This is a genomic window from Pseudomonas sp. R2-7-07 (assembly GCF_003852355.1).
Taxonomy (GTDB): Bacteria; Pseudomonadota; Gammaproteobacteria; order Pseudomonadales; family Pseudomonadaceae; genus Aquipseudomonas.
This window is the reverse complement of sequence record NZ_CP027759.1, coordinates 815170-833114: the sequence shown is the minus strand read 5'-3', so window position 1 is coordinate 833114 and position 17945 is coordinate 815170. Positions and strand designations below refer to the sequence as shown.

At 57.6% G+C, this 17945-nt stretch carries 10 protein-coding genes, 2 tRNA genes and 3 rRNA genes; 4 read left to right on the top strand and 11 right to left on the bottom strand.

What is annotated here, in order from left to right; translation table 11 throughout:
- The first annotated feature begins 44 nt into the window (after nt 1–44).
- On the top strand, nt 45–449 hold the full coding sequence (locus C4J86_RS03510; protein ID WP_124369487.1) for a serine kinase/phosphatase: 405 nt from the start codon (nt 45–47) through the stop codon (nt 447–449).
- Between the two features lie 120 nt (nt 450–569).
- Here C4J86_RS03510 and rimI read toward each other — a convergent pair whose 3' ends face one another.
- Complete coding sequence (gene rimI / locus C4J86_RS03505) at nt 570–1022, bottom strand: ribosomal protein S18-alanine N-acetyltransferase (protein WP_003188286.1); 453 nt, start codon at nt 1020–1022, stop codon at nt 570–572.
- Nucleotides 1015–1758 carry an energy transducer TonB gene (locus C4J86_RS03500; RefSeq protein WP_124372383.1) on the bottom strand — a complete coding sequence of 248 codons (744 nt, stop codon included), beginning with the start codon at nt 1756–1758 and terminating at the stop codon, nt 1015–1017. The genes rimI and C4J86_RS03500 overlap by 8 nt, the downstream gene beginning before the upstream one ends.
- 187 nt (nt 1759–1945) lie before the next feature.
- Here C4J86_RS03500 and mksB point away from each other — a divergent pair, with 187 nt between their 5' ends.
- Genes mksB through mksF form a run of 3 tightly spaced genes read left to right on the top strand, consistent with a single transcriptional unit; the run spans nt 1946 to nt 6757 of the window.
- Nucleotides 1946–3223, top strand: a complete 1278-nt coding sequence (mksB, locus tag C4J86_RS03495; RefSeq protein WP_124369486.1) for an Mks condensin complex protein MksB — start codon at nt 1946–1948, stop codon at nt 3221–3223.
- Nucleotides 3213–3920: an Mks condensin complex protein MksE gene (gene mksE / locus C4J86_RS03490; protein ID WP_124365719.1), complete on the top strand. Its 708-nt coding sequence runs from the start codon at nt 3213–3215 to the stop codon at nt 3918–3920. The genes mksB and mksE overlap by 11 nt, the downstream gene beginning before the upstream one ends.
- Entirely contained in the window at nt 3917–6757 is a 2841-nt protein-coding gene (gene mksF, locus C4J86_RS03485; RefSeq protein WP_124369485.1) for an Mks condensin complex protein MksF, read from the top strand. Before mksE ends, mksF begins: the two co-directional genes overlap by 4 nt.
- A 169-nt stretch (nt 6758–6926) precedes the next feature.
- Here mksF and C4J86_RS03480 read toward each other — a convergent pair whose 3' ends face one another.
- From C4J86_RS03480 to C4J86_RS03435, 9 genes are all read right to left on the bottom strand, one after another.
- Entirely contained in the window at nt 6927–9230 is a 2304-nt protein-coding gene (locus C4J86_RS03480; RefSeq protein ID WP_124369484.1) for a PqiB family protein, read from the bottom strand.
- Nucleotides 9223–9846, bottom strand: coding sequence for a paraquat-inducible protein A (locus tag C4J86_RS03475; RefSeq protein WP_124361153.1), 624 nt, complete (start codon nt 9844–9846; stop codon nt 9223–9225). Before C4J86_RS03475 ends, C4J86_RS03480 begins: the two co-directional genes overlap by 8 nt.
- Nucleotides 9833–10492 carry a paraquat-inducible protein A gene (locus C4J86_RS03470; protein WP_124369483.1) on the bottom strand — a complete coding sequence of 220 codons (660 nt, stop codon included), beginning with the start codon at nt 10490–10492 and terminating at the stop codon, nt 9833–9835. The genes C4J86_RS03475 and C4J86_RS03470 overlap by 14 nt, the downstream gene beginning before the upstream one ends.
- A gap of 161 nt (nt 10493–10653) precedes the next feature.
- Nucleotides 10654–10769 (bottom strand): 5S ribosomal RNA (gene rrf / locus C4J86_RS03465).
- 168 nt (nt 10770–10937) lie between these two features.
- Nucleotides 10938–13829: ribosomal RNA gene (locus C4J86_RS03460) — 23S ribosomal RNA — on the bottom strand.
- 249 nt (nt 13830–14078) lie between these two features.
- Nucleotides 14079–14154, bottom strand: a tRNA-Ala gene (locus C4J86_RS03455).
- A gap of 30 nt (nt 14155–14184) precedes the next feature.
- Nucleotides 14185–14261 (bottom strand) — tRNA-Ile (locus C4J86_RS03450).
- An 82-nt stretch (nt 14262–14343) separates the two neighbouring features.
- Nucleotides 14344–15880, bottom strand: a 16S ribosomal RNA gene (locus C4J86_RS03445).
- Together the 16S, 23S and 5S rRNA genes with 2 tRNA genes alongside form the textbook arrangement of a ribosomal RNA operon.
- Before the next feature lie 571 nt (nt 15881–16451).
- A complete protein-coding gene (locus tag C4J86_RS03435; protein WP_124369482.1) occupies nt 16452–17945 on the bottom strand; it encodes a CoA-acylating methylmalonate-semialdehyde dehydrogenase in 1494 nt (497 codons plus the stop codon).

The window sequence follows — 17945 nt, the reverse complement described above, 5'->3', positions numbered from 1 at the left end:
AAGCCTGTCCACACACTATAAGCCCCACAGTATGAGGATTGGCCATGACTGAATCACGACGTCCCTACGGCGCTACGCAGCCCGAACCCATTGATGATAACGAAGACCGCATGGGTTCGATGCGCGAGCTGGATTTTGACGAAGAAGACCAGACAGCGGAAATCGGCGATGAACTTCCACCTGGCGAACGCGAGCACCTGATGCCCGACGAACGGGTACGCGAGGCCGGGCTGACCGGGGCTTCGACGGATGACCATGAGTCGACCGATGATGACATGAGCCCGGAAACGCTGATCCATGAGGACGGCGCGCGGGATGCAAGGGAGGAAGGTGAAGATAGCGCGGCGGATTATGACCTGAGCATCGTCGATGAAGATGAAATTGGCGGTGGGAATGGGTTGGATGAGGCTGAACTGGCTGACCTGGACCCGCTCGACGGCAAACGCTGACCCAACTCGGGTCAAAATGTGGGAGGGGGCTTGCCCCCGATAGCGGTGTGTCAGTCAACTCATGTATTGGCTGAACCACTGCCATCGGGGGCAAGCCCCCTCCCACATGGATTTCGGTGTCTAGTCGACCAGGGTGCAGGCCATCACGACCGCGTCCTCACGGCCGCCTACCGCAGGGTAGTAATCCCTGCGACGGCCAATTTCGTTGAAGCCGTAGCGTTCATACAAGCGGAATGCGCCGGTATTGCTGTCACGCACTTCCAGGAAACACTCACGAGCATTGGCCGCATACGCGCGGGACATCAGATGCTCGAGCAGCGCCAAGCCCAAACCTCGGCCCTGATTCTCCGGCTTCACGGTGATATTGAGCAGATGCGCCTCATCGAGGATGATCTGCACCACGCCATGGCCCACCTGTTGCTCACCTTCGAACATCAGCCAGATCTGGTACTTGCCCAGCCCGTCGAGAAAGATGCCCCGGGTCCAGGGGTGGCTGAACGCTGCGTATTCGATCTTCAGCACGGCATCGAGGTCAGCCTCGGTCATCGGGCGGAAGGATAAAGCCTCACTCATCGGTTGTTTTCCAGCGCGCCATCAGCCGGCGCATGGCTTGCCAGATATCAGCCTTACGCTGTGGCTCTTCCATTAATAATTCCAGGCCCGGCAGGGCCCATACCGAACCCAGGCCTTCAACCTGCAGTTCGCGGTACCAGGCTTCGGCATCCGCCTCACCGGCAAAGCGCACGGCCGGCAAGCCGATCAGCCATAGGCAGACGCACGGTTCGTCTTCCAGGCGTGCCGCAACAAAACTCTGTACAAAATCCCGTGCGGCGTCCGGGCCCTGGTCCATGGTGCCGCGCACCAGCAGTGGCCAGCGCACCGGGTCGCCGACGATTTGCGGGCTGTCGGGCAGGCCGGCGGCGCGCAGCATGTCCTTGAGCAGCAGGTAGGCCGGGTCGCGCGACTGGAAACGTTCGCCGGTGGGCAATTCCACCAGCAGCAGGCAACGCCCGGCGCGCAGCAGTTGCAGGGCAAAGCGTGGCGTCGGCACGACCGGGGCCTTGGCCACCGGGGCAGTGTCTTCGGCGACCACTGCCTTGACCACCGGTGACGGGCGCGGCACCTCGATCTTCGTGCGCTCCACCGTCGGCCGCGTTTCGGGCACAGACTTGATCACCGCCACCGGCGCGGCGGCTTCCTCGCCTGACGGCGCGAACGCTTCATAGGGCTCCGGCGCCTGCAACAGCTCGGGCCGCGACGGCGCGGCAAACGGCAGTTCGGTGCGGGGCAGCCAGTTGACCACCTGCATGGCGCTCAAGTAAGCGCGACGTCGGGACTCGGTAAGCACAGCTCAGCCACTTGTGGATAACTAAAGAGCGGGGATTCTACCGCTGTTCGGCAACAATCGCCCACTGCACACTGACCGGCTGTGGATAAATCCCGCGCCCGATGCAGTACAATCGCGACTTTTAATCGCCAACCAGCCGGCCTTTCCCATGATCGAACCCAAGCGCGTCCTGCGCGCCCTCGCCGAACACTGGGCCTTACTTGAGCCACTGTGCGAACACTTCGACCAAGGCACCCTGAGCCTGGGCGAACTGCGCGCGCAACTGGCCGCCCAACAATTGGACAGCACGCCCCAGGACATCACCAGCCTGCTGGACGTGTGGATCCGCCTGGATATCCTGGTGCCGGTGGCCAAGAGCCCGAACCGCTTCGAGCTCAACGCGCAGATTCACGACTTCCTGGCGTATCTTCGCAAGGAGCACCGGCTTGGCCTGTGCCTGGAAATCGAAGCTTACCTGCGTCATCTCGAGCGCCTGGCCGGTTATATCCAGGACGCCTTCGACATCCGCGATGGCCACGACCTCGCCCGACAACTGCGCCTGCTGGATATGCGCGTGCGGGATGTGCTGAAAAAACTCGCCAACGACGAACAGGCCCTCGCTGCCGTGGCCGACCGCGCCAAGACCAGCGACCGGCAGATCCCGTTGCGCCAGCGTTACGCCGAGGTCTTGGCCACCTGGGACGAATACGTCGAACCGATGATCCAACTGGTGAACGCCGACGGCGCGTTCGAGCAAGGCGTGCGCAAGGTGGAAAACGTGCTGCTGCGCATGCTCACCGAGCAGCAGCGTCTCGGCCACCTAGTGGACGACGACATGCTGCTGCGCACCCACGCGCGCATCCTCGAGATGCAGACCAGCGCCCAACTGACCCTGCGTCATGCGCGCGAGCTGCTGTTGCCGCTGCGCGAAGAAGCACGCCGGCACAACGCCGTGACCCGTGGCGCGGCGCTGGCCCTGTCGGCCATTCGCCGCAAAGGGCTGGACGCGGTGCCGCAGGCTGCCATGCCAATGTTCAGCCGGCCGCAAAGCACCTTCCTCGGCAGTGCCAGCCAGGTCGAGGCGTATGTGTATGCCCTGGCGAATTTCGAGCCGAAACCGGCGCGTTTCCCCAAGGCGCACAAAACCCACAAGGGCGAAGCCCCGCGCGCACCGCGAACGGTCAAGGAAATGCTCGAGCGCTGCGAAGACGCACTGCCGATGCCGGACCTGATGACCTGGCTGCTGGAGCAGGAGCCGAACGGCGCGACCGACGAATTGTTGTACTGGTTCTCGCGGCTCTCGCGGGAAAAACGCTTCAAGCGCGAGCGCCTGGAACGCCGCGATTACCACACCCACGAGCACCAGGTCAGCCTGCGCTCCTTCGCCCTGCTCCCGGCCAGCTCTGACGCGGCCGAGCACTCTGCGAGCATCCCAAATGCATCTTGATCTATCCGAACTGTCCCAGCTGGCGCCGATCTTTCGCGAGCTGTTCAAGGGCTACCACGTCAGCCGCCGCGACCCGGAGCTGTACGCACAACTGTCGAATTTCCAGGACCAGTACCGCACGCTGTTCAAGGCCCTGGGCTTTGAGCTGGTCTGCGATACCCGTGGCTTCTACTACTTCGTGCCGGACTCCGCGATTGCCAGCGCGCAGGTAAACAAGACCGCCCAGCGCCTGGCGTTGTTCACCTTCATTCTCGTCGAACACCTGGCCGACCAGGGCCGCGACCCGGTTGCCGTGCTCGATGGCGGCAGCCTGGGCCGCGATGAACTGCCGTCGTTACTGGAGAAATACCGCGACCTGTTTATCCAGGCCGAAGTGCAGACCCAGGAAGAACTCGAAGAAAAAATCATGCGCCGCATGACTCAGCTGGGTTTCGCCAGCGAAGACAACGGCATCTATCGCTTCCTGCCGCCGATGCACCGTTTCCTTGATGTATGCCTGTCGGTGCAGCAGGACCGCGACCTCGCCGCCAGTGTGCACAGCGTCTTGCCGTTGCCTGCGCCGGTGATCATCGACGAAGACAGCGATGAAAAACTGCTGAAGACCGATGACCCGCTGGACTTGAGTGACTTCGCCGAAGACAGCGAAGAAGACGCCCTCGCCCGCGCCATTGCCGAAGAACAGGAGACCGACGCATGAGTAAGGAACGCTACGGCATACGCCGCTTCGCCCTGTTGAATACCGCCGGCTACAGCCTGGGTTTGTTCCCGCTGGAAGAGCCACTGTCGGTGTATGGCGCGAACAACCTGGGTAAATCCGCGTCGATCAACGCTTTGCAGTTCCCGATCCTGGCGCGCATGTCGGACATGAGTTTCGGCAAGTACACGCTAGAGCAATCGCGACGCTTCTACTTTGCCACCGACACCAGCTACATCCTCGTGGAAGTCTCGCTGCCCCACGGCCCGCATGTGATTGGCGTGGTCGGGCGCGGCCCGGGCGGTGGTTTCGGTCATCAGTTCTTTGCCTATGCCGGCAAGCTGGACCTGGCCCACTATCAGAAAAACGATACCTGCCTGCGCCAGAAAGAACTGTTCACCAACCTTGAGCGCGAAGGCCTGAAGGCCTATGAACTCAAGCCCGACGAACTGCGGCGCCTGTTGGTGGGCGGCCACACCTCGATCCCGCTGGACCTGACGCTGATCCCACTGCGCTCCACCAGCGAGCAGAGTCTTAAGACCTTCCGCGCGTTGTTCATCAACCTGCTGCACATGCGCGAAATCACCGCAGCCAAGCTCAAGCAATTGTTCCTCGATGCGTTTGAACACAGCCTGCGCTCCGGCAGCGTCGATTACATCGCCGCGTGCGAAGAAGCCTTCCGCGATGTACGGCGCATGGAGCAGGACTACAACTCCTTGGTGGCCGCCGGGCCGTTGGTCGAAGCACTCGCCAATGGCGTGAAACAGCGCGACATTTTGCGCGGCAAATTGCATCGCCTGTCGCCGTTGCTCGATTCGCTGTTGGGCACCTGGTCGGATTACGCCAGTGCGCGCAAGGAAGAGCTGACGATCCAGGCCGAACACTATCGCAACGAGCAGGATGCGCTGCAGAACGACCAGCGTGGCGGCACCCAGGAGCTGATGCGCCTGGAGCGCGAGATCAGTGGCATCCAACGCTGGTTGGGCGAGTTGTCGGTGCTCAAGCATCGCTTCGCGCTGGTCGATGATGTGCGGGTGCTGGAGCAGCAACTGCTCGCGGCCAAGGACGCTCACGACGAATTGGCGGGTGCGCTGGCGCAGTCGCGTCAGTTCAGCGCCGAGGACCTGGACGAGCGTCTGCGCGACCTGGAAAAACGCTTGAAGTCGGTCAGGCAGCAGCTTGATCACGCGGACAACAACAGCTACGCCAAGCTGCGCGAAGAATTCTCGCAACAGGATGTCGAGCGCTTGATGCGCCTGTTCAACAGCGCGTTGTTCAGCCTGCCTCTAGGTGAACATGGCATCACGCTGGATGAGCAAGGCCAGTGGGTCAAATCCCTGGAACAGATCCTCGATGGTTTCAAGGGCGAGCGTTTCGAAGTGCCGGGGCTGTCCATCGACATCTCGCACATCGAGCCTCCGGCGTTGCAGGCCCTGGCGGATCGCGCGGCGTTGCGCGACCAGAAAGAGCGCCTGGAAAAAGAACTCAAGCAACTGAAAACCCAGCAAGCGGTCGCTTCCGACCGAGCGGCGAGCAAGACCCAGACCGAAGCGCTGTACCAGCAGGTATTGGACGCGCAGAAGGCGCTGGAAGATTTCCGCCGCACCCAAACCCTGAGCGCGGAGGAAGGCGAGAAGCTGGAACACCTCGCGCAGATGGAAGCGGCCCAGGATGAACTGAAGCGCTCCAGCGATGCGTTCACCGAGCGAGTCCAGCAGCTGTCGGCCAAGCTGCAATTGGTCGGCCGCCAGATTGGCGATATGGAAGCCAAGCAGCGTACGCTGGACGACGCGTTGCGCCGGCGCCAGCTATTGCCGGCGGACCTGCCGTTCGGCACGCCGTTCATGGACCCGGTCGACGATTCCATGGACAACCTGCTGCCGCTGCTCAACGACTATCAGGACAGCTGGCAAGGCTTGCTGCGTGCCGATGGCCAGATCGAAGCGCTGTATGCGCAGGTGCGCCTCAAGGGTGTGGCCAAGTTCGACAGCGAGGACGACATGGAGCGGCGTCTGCAACTGCTGATCAACGCCTATGCGCACCGTACCGATGAGGCATTGACCCTGGGCAAGGCGCGCCGCGCGGCCGTCACCGATATTGCGCGGACCTTGCGCAATATCCGTAGCGACTACGACAGCCTGGAACACCAACTGGCGTTGTTCAACCGCGAAATCAACAAGCGCCAGGTCTCCAACCTGCAGAGCTTTCGCATCGTGCTGGCGCCGAACAAGGAAGCCCTCAAGCATATCGACCAGATCATCCACAGCGCCGGTCAGTATGAGGAAGGCGAAACGTTGTCGGTGTTCGACCTCAGCCAGAGCGCCGAGCAGGACAACAAGAACGAAGAAGCCAAGGAATACCTGGCCCGCCTCGTGGCGGCCAACCATAACCAACTGGGCCTCAAGGACCTGTTCGAGCTGGCGTTCGAGATCACCAAGGTGAACGGCCAACCAGTGATTCATACCGACATCGACGGCGCCGCGTCCAACGGCACCACCATGACCATCAAGGCGCTGACCAACATGTACTTGTTGCTGCACTTGATGGACCGCGACCAGGCTGGTCGCGTGCGCTTGCCGTACTACCTCGACGAGGCGGCGGATATCGATGAGAAGAACCAGGCAGCGTTGCTGGAAACCAGCCTGCAGTTGGGCTTCGTGCCGATCCTGGCCAGCGTGAAGCCGCAGGTGTCTGCCCAGGTGGCGATCGACCTGGAAGGCGGCAGCGGGCCGAACGGCATCTACATTGATGAGGCGGACTGGAAATATATCCGTCGTCACGATGCGGTGAAGGCCACGCTGAACGTGCAGGCGGACGAGCCGGAGCTGGATGCCGTCTGACGTGTAGCGCTGAAAGGCAAAAAGGCCGCGATCGTTTGGATCGCGGCCTTTTTTGTGGGTTTTGCAGTGATTTTTAAGGCCTCATCGGGGGCAAGCCCCCTCCCACACTTGAATGTATTCACACATCGGAACGTGGGAGGGGGCTTGCTCCCGATAGCCGCGCCTCGGTCTACTTGCCGAGTGGAATCTTCGGCGCCCAGGTCAGCCACTCATCCTCAAACTTGTCGAACAGTGCAAAGGTCTGCTGCGGCCGTGCCGGGTTACCCATGCGTTCGCCTTCAGGCGTGGCAAAGGCGATACCGCCGGCAACCAACGTCTCCAGGGACTCGGTACGCACCGTCGCGCCCTTGAACAAGCCGAAGTCGAGCCCGAAGCCGCTGGCGTTCCAGAAGCGACTGCCACTGCGTACCAACGGCGCGTATTTGGGCTCGATCAGGATGTGCACCAGGACACGGTCGGCGGTCTGTCCCAGCTCATAGCCGGTAACTTTGCCCACGGTGACTTCACGGTAGGTGACGGGCACGCCTTCCTTGAGCGAACCACGGCGTGCGGCGCTGAGTGTCAGGCTCAGGCCGGCCTGCTGACGGGCGGTTTCAGGCGGTTGGGCAAGGGCGACAAAGCTCTTCTGCGCGCCGGCGTTTTTCGCGGCCGGTTGCACTTCGATGTATTGACCGGTGACCAGGGTTTCCAGATTTGCTGTCTTCATCAGGCCCAACTCCGGCTTGACCACCCAGAACTGGCTGCCAACCCGCGCAATACGGTCCGCAACCTGGGTGATACGCGCCTTGAGCAGCACCGATTGCATGTCGGCACTCAGGTCCACGCTCTCGAGCTTGCCCACTTCCAGGCCTTTGAAGCGCACCGGCGTGCCTGGGCTCAAGCCGTCGGCGCGATCGACCTTGATGGTGACCAGGGTGCCATGTTGATTGGCAGCCTCACGATCGGCAAACAAGCGGAAACGGGGGATGCGTCGTTTCAGCGGCACATTCGGTTCCGGCGTTTCGAAGGCGATGCCGCCGGCCATCAGACTGGCCAGGGATTCACTTTTCACCTGGATACCACCGGTAAGCCCGCCGGTGAGGGTGACACCGCTGGCATTCCAGAAACGTGTCGAACCGTTGACCAGGCTTTCATACTCTTTCTCGATATGAACGCCGATCACCAATTGCTTTTTCTTGCGTGAAAACTGGTAGCTCTGTACCGAACCGACTTTGACCTGCTTGTACAGAATCGGGCTGCCGACATCCAGCGAGCCGAGGTTGTCGGTGAGCAACACCATGTGCAGGCCTGGGGAGCGCAGATCCAACGGTGGCGCCTTGGCGCGCGCCACGTATTCACGTTGTGGCGGGGTGCCTTTGTCGCCGGGGCGGATGGCGATGTAGTTACCTTTGACCAAGGCCTCCAGCCCGGTAATGCCGGCCAGGGAGATGGACGGCTTGACCACCCAGAATTGCGTGTCCTGAACCAGGTAGTCTTCGGCCAATGGGTCAAGGGTCAATTCAGCGCTGGCGCTGGTCAGGTCCGGGTCGATCTTCAGGGTTTTCAGGCTGCCGACCTGGATACCTTTGTACATCACAGGAGTGCGACCAGCCTGCAGGCCTTCGAAATCGGTGAGTTTGACCTTGACCTTGATGCCCGCGGCGGCGGCGTCGAAATCCTCGTACAAGCGAAAAGGCAGGCTCGGGTCGGTTGGCGGGCTGTCTTTGCGGTTTTCCGGGGTGGCGAAGGCAATACCACCGGCGACGATACTGGAGAGGGATTCACTGCGCACCTTCACACCGGACAGATTGGCGTCGATGCTGATGCCGCTGGCATTCCAGAAACGCGTGTGTTTGCGCACCAGGTTGGCGTAGGTCGGTTCGATATAAACCTTGATCTCGACAGTGCTCTGGTCTTCAGACAACAAGTAACTTTTGACCTGACCCACCTGGATCTGCTTGTAGAACACCGGGCTGCCACGGTTCAGCGAACCCAAGCGATCAGCCTTGAGGGTCAGGTGCAGGCCGGGCTTGGCGTCGGATAACGGCGGCTCCTCGGAAAGCGCCTTGAATTTGCGGGTGGGCTCACCATCCCCCGGGCTTGCGGCGATGTAGTTGCCCGAGACCAGGGTTTCCAGGCCGGTGATGCCGGCGAGGCTGACGCTGGGCTTGACCAGCCAGAAGCGGGTGTTGGTCTTGAGGTATTGTTCGACGTCCTTGTTCATCTCGATGGTGGCAATCACCCCGCGATTGCTGCCTTCGTCATCCAGCGCCAAGGCCTTGACCTTGCCCACCGTCATCCCTTTGTAGACCACTTCGGTCTTGTTGACTTGAATGCCTTCGCCGCTTTCAAAGCGGACCTGAATCTCGATACCTTGCTGGGAGTAGGCACGCCACCCCAGCCAGCCACCGATGATCAGGGCGATCAGGGGCAACACCCAGATGGCCGACCAGTTGGACGCAGGGCGGGTTTTAGCTTTAGGCAAATCACTCATGGTCGTCATCCGACTCCGTGTTATCCCAAATCAGTCGGGGATCGAAGGTTACTGCGGCAAACATCGTCAAGATCACCACACTGGCAAACGCTGCAGCGCCGAGATTGGCTTCGACACTGGCAAGTCGCCCAAAGTTTACGACCGCCACCAGAATGGCGATCACGAAGATATCCAGCATGGACCAGCGACCGATGAATTCGATAAAGCGGTACATGATAATGCGTTGTTGCGCAGACAGCGGTTGCCGGCGCTGCACCGAAAACAGCAGCAGGCCGATACCCACAAGCTTGAACGTCGGCACCAGGATACTGGCGATGAACACCACGGCGGCAATCGGAAACATGCCGTGCTGTACCAGCTGGATCACGCCGGACATGATGGTGCTCGGGTCGCCTTGGCCGAGAGAGTTGACGGTCATGATCGGCAGCAGGTTGGCCGGGATGTACAGGATCGCCGCAGTCACCAGCAGTGCCCAGGTGCGTATGAGGCTATTGGGACGACGCGGGTGGATCAGCGCACCGCAACGGGTGCAGAGTTGCTCATCGGCATCGGCTTGCTGCTTGTTCAACTCATGGCATTCGGTACAAATCAGAATGCCTGCATCAATTGCCCGCATGGTCATCCTCTCCTGACAGCGCTTGCCAGATCTGGTGGGGTGACATCACCACCTCGAGCAGAATCTGAACCATTAACAGACTTACAAAGCAAACCAGACCCAAGCCAAGCGTAATGGAGGCCATGTCAGCCAGCTTCACAAGTGCCACCAGCACGCCCATCAAGTAGACCTCCAGCATTCCCCAATCTTTCATATGGTGGTAGATGCGGTAGAACAGCAGTCCATAACTGCGACCGATGTTCCAGCGGATGCTGAGCAGCACAGCCAGCTGGCACACCAACTTGAGCAGGGGGATGCCCATGCTGCACAGGAAAACCACGACGGCAACGCCTTGCATTCCGGTGTTGAACAGGCCGACTACGCCGGTCCACACGGTGTCCTCCGAGGACTGCCCGAGTAGATTGAGCTGCATGATGGGTAAAAAATTCGCGGGGATATACAGCAGCAGTGCTGCCAGCACCAAGGCGAGGCTGCGCTCGACGACATTGTGACGATGAGCGTAGAGCTCGTAACCGCAACGTGGGCATTCAGCCTTCTCACCGAGGGCGAGCGAGGGTTTGCGCATCAGAAGGTCGCACTCATGGCATGCCACCAAGTCGTCCAGGGGTAAGTCCGACACCTCAAGGGCATCAACCGGATCGGGCATAAATAGGGCTCGGGCTCTAAAAAAGGTTAGGTGCCTATTCTAGTGGTCTGGTTCAGAAATAACTGTGCAAATTTGTCGGAGGTGGTGAGGGAGTGTTGGCACTTTTCGACCGCCCAAAACAAAACCCCACCTGCTTTCGCAAATGGGGTTTCGGAATTTAATCTTGACGATGACCTACTCTCACATGGGGAAACCCCACACTACCATCGGCGATGCATCGTTTCACTACTGAGTTCGGGATGGGATCAGGTGGTTCCAATGCTCTATGGTCGTCAAGAAATTCGGGTACTGAGTCGTGACCAGATGGCCTCGCTTCAGCAAATTGGGTATGGGATAGAATTCGGTGTTTCGTGAGCATCGAACTTTCGGTTCATTGCGTCTTCACACACCGCAATCTGGCCTCTTTCGTCTTTCAACTAGGAGCAACAAATTGCTTGGGTGTTATATGGTCAAGCCTCACGGGCAATTAGTATTGGTTAGCTCAACGCCTCACAGCGCTTACACACCCAACCTATCAACGTCGTAGTCTTCGACGGCCCTTCAGGGGACTCAAGGTCCCAGTGAGATCTCATCTTGAGGCTAGTTTCCCGCTTAGATGCTTTCAGCGGTTATCTATTCCGAACATAGCTACCCGGCAATGCCACTGGCGTGACAACCGGAACACCAGAGGTTCGTCCACTCCGGTCCTCTCGTACTAGGAGCAGCCCCTCTCAAATCTCAAACGTCCACGGCAGATAGGGACCGAACTGTCTCACGACGTTCTAAACCCAGCTCGCGTACCACTTTAAATGGCGAACAGCCATACCCTTGGGACCGGCTTCAGCCCCAGGATGTGATGAGCCGACATCGAGGTGCCAAACACCGCCGTCGATATGAACTCTTGGGCGGTATCAGCCTGTTATCCCCGGAGTACCTTTTATCCGTTGAGCGATGGCCCTTCCATACAGAACCACCGGATCACTAAGACCTACTTTCGTACCTGCTCGACGTGTCTGTCTCGCAGTCAAGCGCGCTTTTGCCTTTATACTCTACGACCGATTTCCGACCGGTCTGAGCGCACCTTCGTACTCCTCCGTTACTCTTTAGGAGGAGACCGCCCCAGTCAAACTACCCACCATACACTGTCCTCGATCCGGATAACGGACCTGAGTTAGAACCTCAAAGTTGCCAGGGTGGTATTTCAAGGTTGGCTCCACGCGAACTGGCGTCCACGCTTCAAAGCCTCCCACCTATCCTACACAAGCAAATTCAAAGTCCAGTGCAAAGCTATAGTAAAGGTTCACGGGGTCTTTCCGTCTAGCCGCGGATACACTGCATCTTCACAGCGATTTCAATTTCACTGAGTCTCGGGTGGAGACAGCGCCGCCATCGTTACGCCATTCGTGCAGGTCGGAACTTACCCGACAAGGAATTTCGCTACCTTAGGACCGTTATAGTTACGGCCGCCGTTTACCGGGGCTTCGATCAAGAGCTTCGCGTTAGCTAACCCCATCAATTAACCTTCCGGCACCGGGCAGGCGTCACACCCTATACGTCCACTTTCGTGTTTGCAGAGTGCTGTGTTTTTAATAAACAGTCGCAGCGGCCTGGTATCTTCGACCGGCATGAGCTTACGGAGCAAGTCCTTCACCCTCACCGGCGCACCTTCTCCCGAAGTTACGGTGCCATTTTGCCTAGTTCCTTCACCCGAGTTCTCTCAAGCGCCTTGGTATTCTCTACCCAACCACCTGTGTCGGTTTGGGGTACGGTTCCTGGTTACCTGAAGCTTAGAAGCTTTTCTTGGAAGCATGGCATCAACCACTTCGTCGTCTAAAAGACAACTCGTCATCAGCTCTCGGCCTTAGAATCCCGGATTTACCTAAGATTCCAGCCTACCACCTTAAACTTGGACAACCAACGCCAAGCTGGCCTAGCCTTCTCCGTCCCTCCATCGCAATAACCAGAAGTACAGGAATATTAACCTGTTTTCCATCGACTACGCTTTTCAGCCTCGCCTTAGGGACCGACTAACCCTGCGTCGATTAACGTTGCGCAGGAAACCTTGGTCTTTCGGCGTGGGTGTTTTTCACACCCATTGTCGTTACTCATGTCAGCATTCGCACTTCTGATACCTCCAGCAAGCTTCTCAACTCACCTTCACAGGCTTACAGAACGCTCCTCTACCGCATCACTTACGTGATACCCGTAGCTTCGGTGTATGGTTTGAGCCCCGTTACATCTTCCGCGCAGGCCGACTCGACTAGTGAGCTATTACGCTTTCTTTAAAGGGTGGCTGCTTCTAAGCCAACCTCCTAGCTGTCTAAGCCTTCCCACATCGTTTCCCACTTAACCATAACTTTGGGACCTTAGCTGACGGTCTGGGTTGTTTCCCTTTTCACGACGGACGTTAGCACCCGCCGTGTGTCTCCCATGCTCGGCACTTGTAGGTATTCGGAGTTTGCATCGGTTTGGTAAGTCGGGATGACCCCCTAGCCGAAACAGTGCTCTACCCCCTACAGTGATACATGAGGCGCTACCTAAATAGCTTTCGAGGAGAACCAGCTATCTCCGAGCTTGATTAGCCTTTCACTCCGATCCACAGGTCATCCGCTAACTTTTCAACGGTAGTCGGTTCGGTCCTCCAGTTAGTGTTACCCAACCTTCAACCTGCCCATGGATAGATCGCCCGGTTTCGGGTCTATTCCCAGCGACTAGACGCCCTATTAAGACTCGCTTTCGCTACGCCTCCCCTATTCGGTTAAGCTCGCCACTGAAAATAAGTCGCTGACCCATTATACAAAAGGTACGCAGTCACCCAACAAAGTGGGCTCCCACTGCTTGTACGCATACGGTTTCAGGATCTATTTCACTCCCCTCTCCGGGGTTCTTTTCGCCTTTCCCTCACGGTACTAGTTCACTATCGGTCAGTCAGTAGTATTTAGCCTTGGAGGATGGTCCCCCCATATTCAGACAAAGTTTCTCGTGCTCCGTCCTACTCGATTTCATGACTAAGAGATTTTCGCGTACAGGGCTATCACCCACTATGGCCGCACTTTCCAGAGCGTTCCGCTAATCTCAAAGCCACTTAAGGGCTAGTCCCCGTTCGCTCGCCACTACTAAGGGAATCTCGGTTGATTTCTTTTCCTCAGGGTACTTAGATGTTTCAGTTCCCCTGGTTCGCTCCATACACCTATGTATTCAGTGTAAGGTAACCATCTTATGATGGCTGGGTTCCCCCATTCAGACATCTCCGGATCAAAGTCTGTTTGCCGACTCCCCGAAGCTTTTCGCAGGCTACCACGTCTTTCATCGCCTCTGACTGCCAAGGCATCCACCGTATGCGCTTCTTCACTTGACCATATAACCCCAAGCAATCTGGTTATACTGTGAAGACAACATTCGCCGAAAATTCGATCATACTCAATTAAGAGCGACTCACAAATTTTACCTTAGCCTGAGCCGTTACCAGTGAAAGTAACGGTCAGTCTATCTTTCTATCACATACCCAAATTTTTAAAGAACGAACTAGTCAAAGACTAGAAATCAACATTCACCATCACAACGATGGAATGCTCATTTCTAAGCTTTCTACAAACAGAAGCAGTAGTGGTGGAGCCAAACGGGATCGAACCGTTGACCTCCTGCGTGCAAGGCAGGCGCTCTCCCAGCTGAGCTATGGCCCCGTATTTCTACAGGCGTTTCCCACACAAAATTGGTGGGTCTGGGCAGATTCGAACTGCCGACCTCACCCTTATCAGGGGTGCGCTCTAACCAACTGAGCTACAGACCCAATTTCGGGCTGCTTCTTTTCGTCTTCTTCAATGAATCAAGCAATTCGTGTGGGAACTTATGGAGCAGCTGATGTCGTCGATTAAGGAGGTGATCCAGCCGCAGGTTCCCCTACGGCTACCTTGTTACGACTTCACCCCAGTCATGAATCACACCGTGGTAACCGTCCTCCCGAAGGTTAGACTAGCTACTTCTGGTGCAACCCACTCCCATGGTGTGACGGGCGGTGTGTACAAGGCCCGGGAACGTATTCACCGCGACATTCTGATTCGCGATTACTAGCGATTCCGACTTCACGCAGTCGAGTTGCAGACTGCGATCCGGACTACGATCGGTTTTCTGGGATTAGCTCCACCTCGCGGCTTGGCAACCCTCTGTACCGACCATTGTAGCACGTGTGTAGCCCAGGCCGTAAGGGCCATGATGACTTGACGTCATCCCCACCTTCCTCCGGTTTGTCACCGGCAGTCTCCTTAGAGTGCCCACCATAACGTGCTGGTAACTAAGGACAAGGGTTGCGCTCGTTACGGGACTTAACCCAACATCTCACGACACGAGCTGACGACAGCCATGCAGCACCTGTCTCAATGCTCCCGAAGGCACCAATCCATCTCTGGAAAGTTCATTGGATGTCAAGGCCTGGTAAGGTTCTTCGCGTTGCTTCGAATTAAACCACATGCTCCACCGCTTGTGCGGGCCCCCGTCAATTCATTTGAGTTTTAACCTTGCGGCCGTACTCCCCAGGCGGTCAACTTAATGCGTTAGCTGCGCCACTAAGAGCTCAAGGCTCCCAACGGCTAGTTGACATCGTTTACGGCGTGGACTACCAGGGTATCTAATCCTGTTTGCTCCCCACGCTTTCGCACCTCAGTGTCAGTGTTGGTCCAGGTGGTCGCCTTCGCCACTGGTGTTCCTTCCTATATCTACGCATTTCACCGCTACACAGGAAATTCCACCACCCTCTACCACACTCTAGTCAGTCAGTTTTGAATGCAGTTCCCAGGTTGAGCCCGGGGATTTCACATCCAACTTAACAAACCACCTACGCGCGCTTTACGCCCAGTAATTCCGATTAACGCTTGCACCCTCTGTATTACCGCGGCTGCTGGCACAGAGTTAGCCGGTGCTTATTCTGTCGGTAACGTCAAAACAATCACGTATTAGGTAACTGCCCTTCCTCCCAACTTAAAGTGCTTTACAATCCGAAGACCTTCTTCACACACGCGGCATGGCTGGATCAGGCTTTCGCCCATTGTCCAATATTCCCCACTGCTGCCTCCCGTAGGAGTCTGGACCGTGTCTCAGTTCCAGTGTGACTGATCATCCTCTCAGACCAGTTACGGATCGTCGCCTTGGTGAGCCATTACCTCACCAACTAGCTAATCCGACCTAGGCTCATCTGATAGCGCAAGGCCCGAAGGTCCCCTGCTTTCTCCCGTAGGACGTATGCGGTATTAGCGTCCGTTTCCGAACGTTATCCCCCACTACCAGGCAGATTCCTAGGCATTACTCACCCGTCCGCCGCTCTCAAGAGAAGCAAGCTTCTCTCTACCGCTCGACTTGCATGTGTTAGGCCTGCCGCCAGCGTTCAATCTGAGCCATGATCAAACTCTTCAGTTCAAACATCTTTGGGTTTTTAAGAAACCCTAAACTTGGCTCAGCAATCGTTGGTTACATCTTTGATTTCTCGCGGAGTAACTTGTGATGCTGACAATCTTGTTGACTATCAGTCTGACTCCACAAGCACCCACACGAATTGCTTGATTCAATTGTTAAAGAGCGGTTGGTTAAGAGCTATTCGTCTCAACCGAGGCGCGCATTCTACAGCAGCCTCATTTGCTGTCAAGCGGTTATTTTCAGAAGTTTTCGAAGAATTCTTCAACAACTTCAACCACTTGCGCTTGCGATCTCTCGTAAGCGGGAGGCGAATTCTACAGCGTTACACGCTGCTGTCAACACCTCTTTTTCAACTTCCTTTTGGCTTCGATGGACTGAAGCAACCTGCCGCCGAAAACTACTTAACTCATTGTTTACCAAGGAGTTTTCCGTTTCGACTGCGCCGGAAGTGGGGCGAATTATAGGCGCACAGAATCTGCCGTCAACCTTCTTTTTCACATTTCTGTCATATAGGTCAAAAAGCCCAGAAAACGCAAAGGTCGGCCCCAAGGGGCCGGCCTTCTATTCACCCACCTTACAGGCTCGGAAAAGCGAACTGCGATGCCTCATGGCTGGCCCGCTGCGGCCAACGCTGAGTGATCGCCTTGCGGCGGGTATAGAACCGCACCCCATCCGGCCCATAGGCGTGCAAGTCGCCAAACAGCGAACGCTTCCAGCCACCGAAGCTGTGATAAGCCACCGGCACCGGCAGCGGAACGTTAACCCCCACCATGCCCACTTCAATTTCATCACAGAACAGACGCGCCGCCTCACCGTCACGGGTGAAGATGCAGGTGCCGTTGCCGTATTCATGATCGTTGATCAATTGCATCGCCGCTTCCAGGCTGTCCACCCGCACCACGCACAACACCGGCCCGAAGATCTCTTCTTTATAGATACGCATCTCGGGGGTCACGCGATCAAACAGGCTGCCACCGAGGAAGAACCCATGTTCATGCCCGGCAACGCTCAAGCCGCGACCATCGACGACCAACTCGGCCCCCGCCGACACACCGTCCTCTATATAGCCGCTGACCTTGTCCCGCGCCTGCCCCGTCACCAGTGGCCCCATATCCAAGCCACAGGTGGTGCCCGCGCCGATCTTCAATGCCTTGACCTGCGGTACCAGCTTGGCGATCAACGCATCCGCCACCTGGTCACCCACACACACCGCCACCGAGATCGCCATGCAACGCTCGCCGCAGGAACCATACGCCGCACCCATCAAGGCACTGACGGCGTTATCCAGATCCGCATCGGGCATCAGCACCGCGTGGTTCTTCGCCCCGCCCAGTGCCTGCACGCGCTTACCGCGTTTGGTCGCTTCGGCATAGATGTATTCGGCAATCGGCGTCGATCCTACAAAGCTAAGCGCCTTTACCTCGGGCGCTTCGATCAAAGCGTCCACTGCCCCCTTGTCACCGTGCACCACGCTCAGCACACCTTTAGGCAGACCCGCTTCCTGCAACAATTGCGCGATCAACAACGTTGAACTCGGGTCACGCTCCGACGGTTTGAGGATGAAACAGTTACCGCACACAATCGCCAGCGGATACATCCACAACGGCACCATCGCCGGGAAGTTGAACGGCGTAATCCCCGCCACGACTCCCAGCGGCTGAAAATCCGACCAGGCATCAATGTTCGGCCCCACGTTACGGCTGTATTCACCCTTGAGAATTTCCGGCGCCGAGCACGCGTACTCCACATTCTCGATGCCACGCTTCAACTCACCGGCGGCATCCTCCAACGTCTTGCCGTGCTCTTCGCTGATCAACTGCGAAATACGCGCTTCGTTCTGCTCCAGCAACTGCTTGAAACGAAACATCACCTGCGCCCGTTTGGCCGGCGGCGTATTACGCCAGGCCGGGAACGCCGCCTTGGCCGCGTCGATCGCCTGTTGAATGGTTTCGCGACTGGCCAACGGCACTTGGTGAATCACCTGGCCAGTAGACGGGTTGTACACGTCGGCACTGCGACCGCTGTCGTTGACCAATTCACCGTTGATCAAATGCTGGATAAGGCTCAT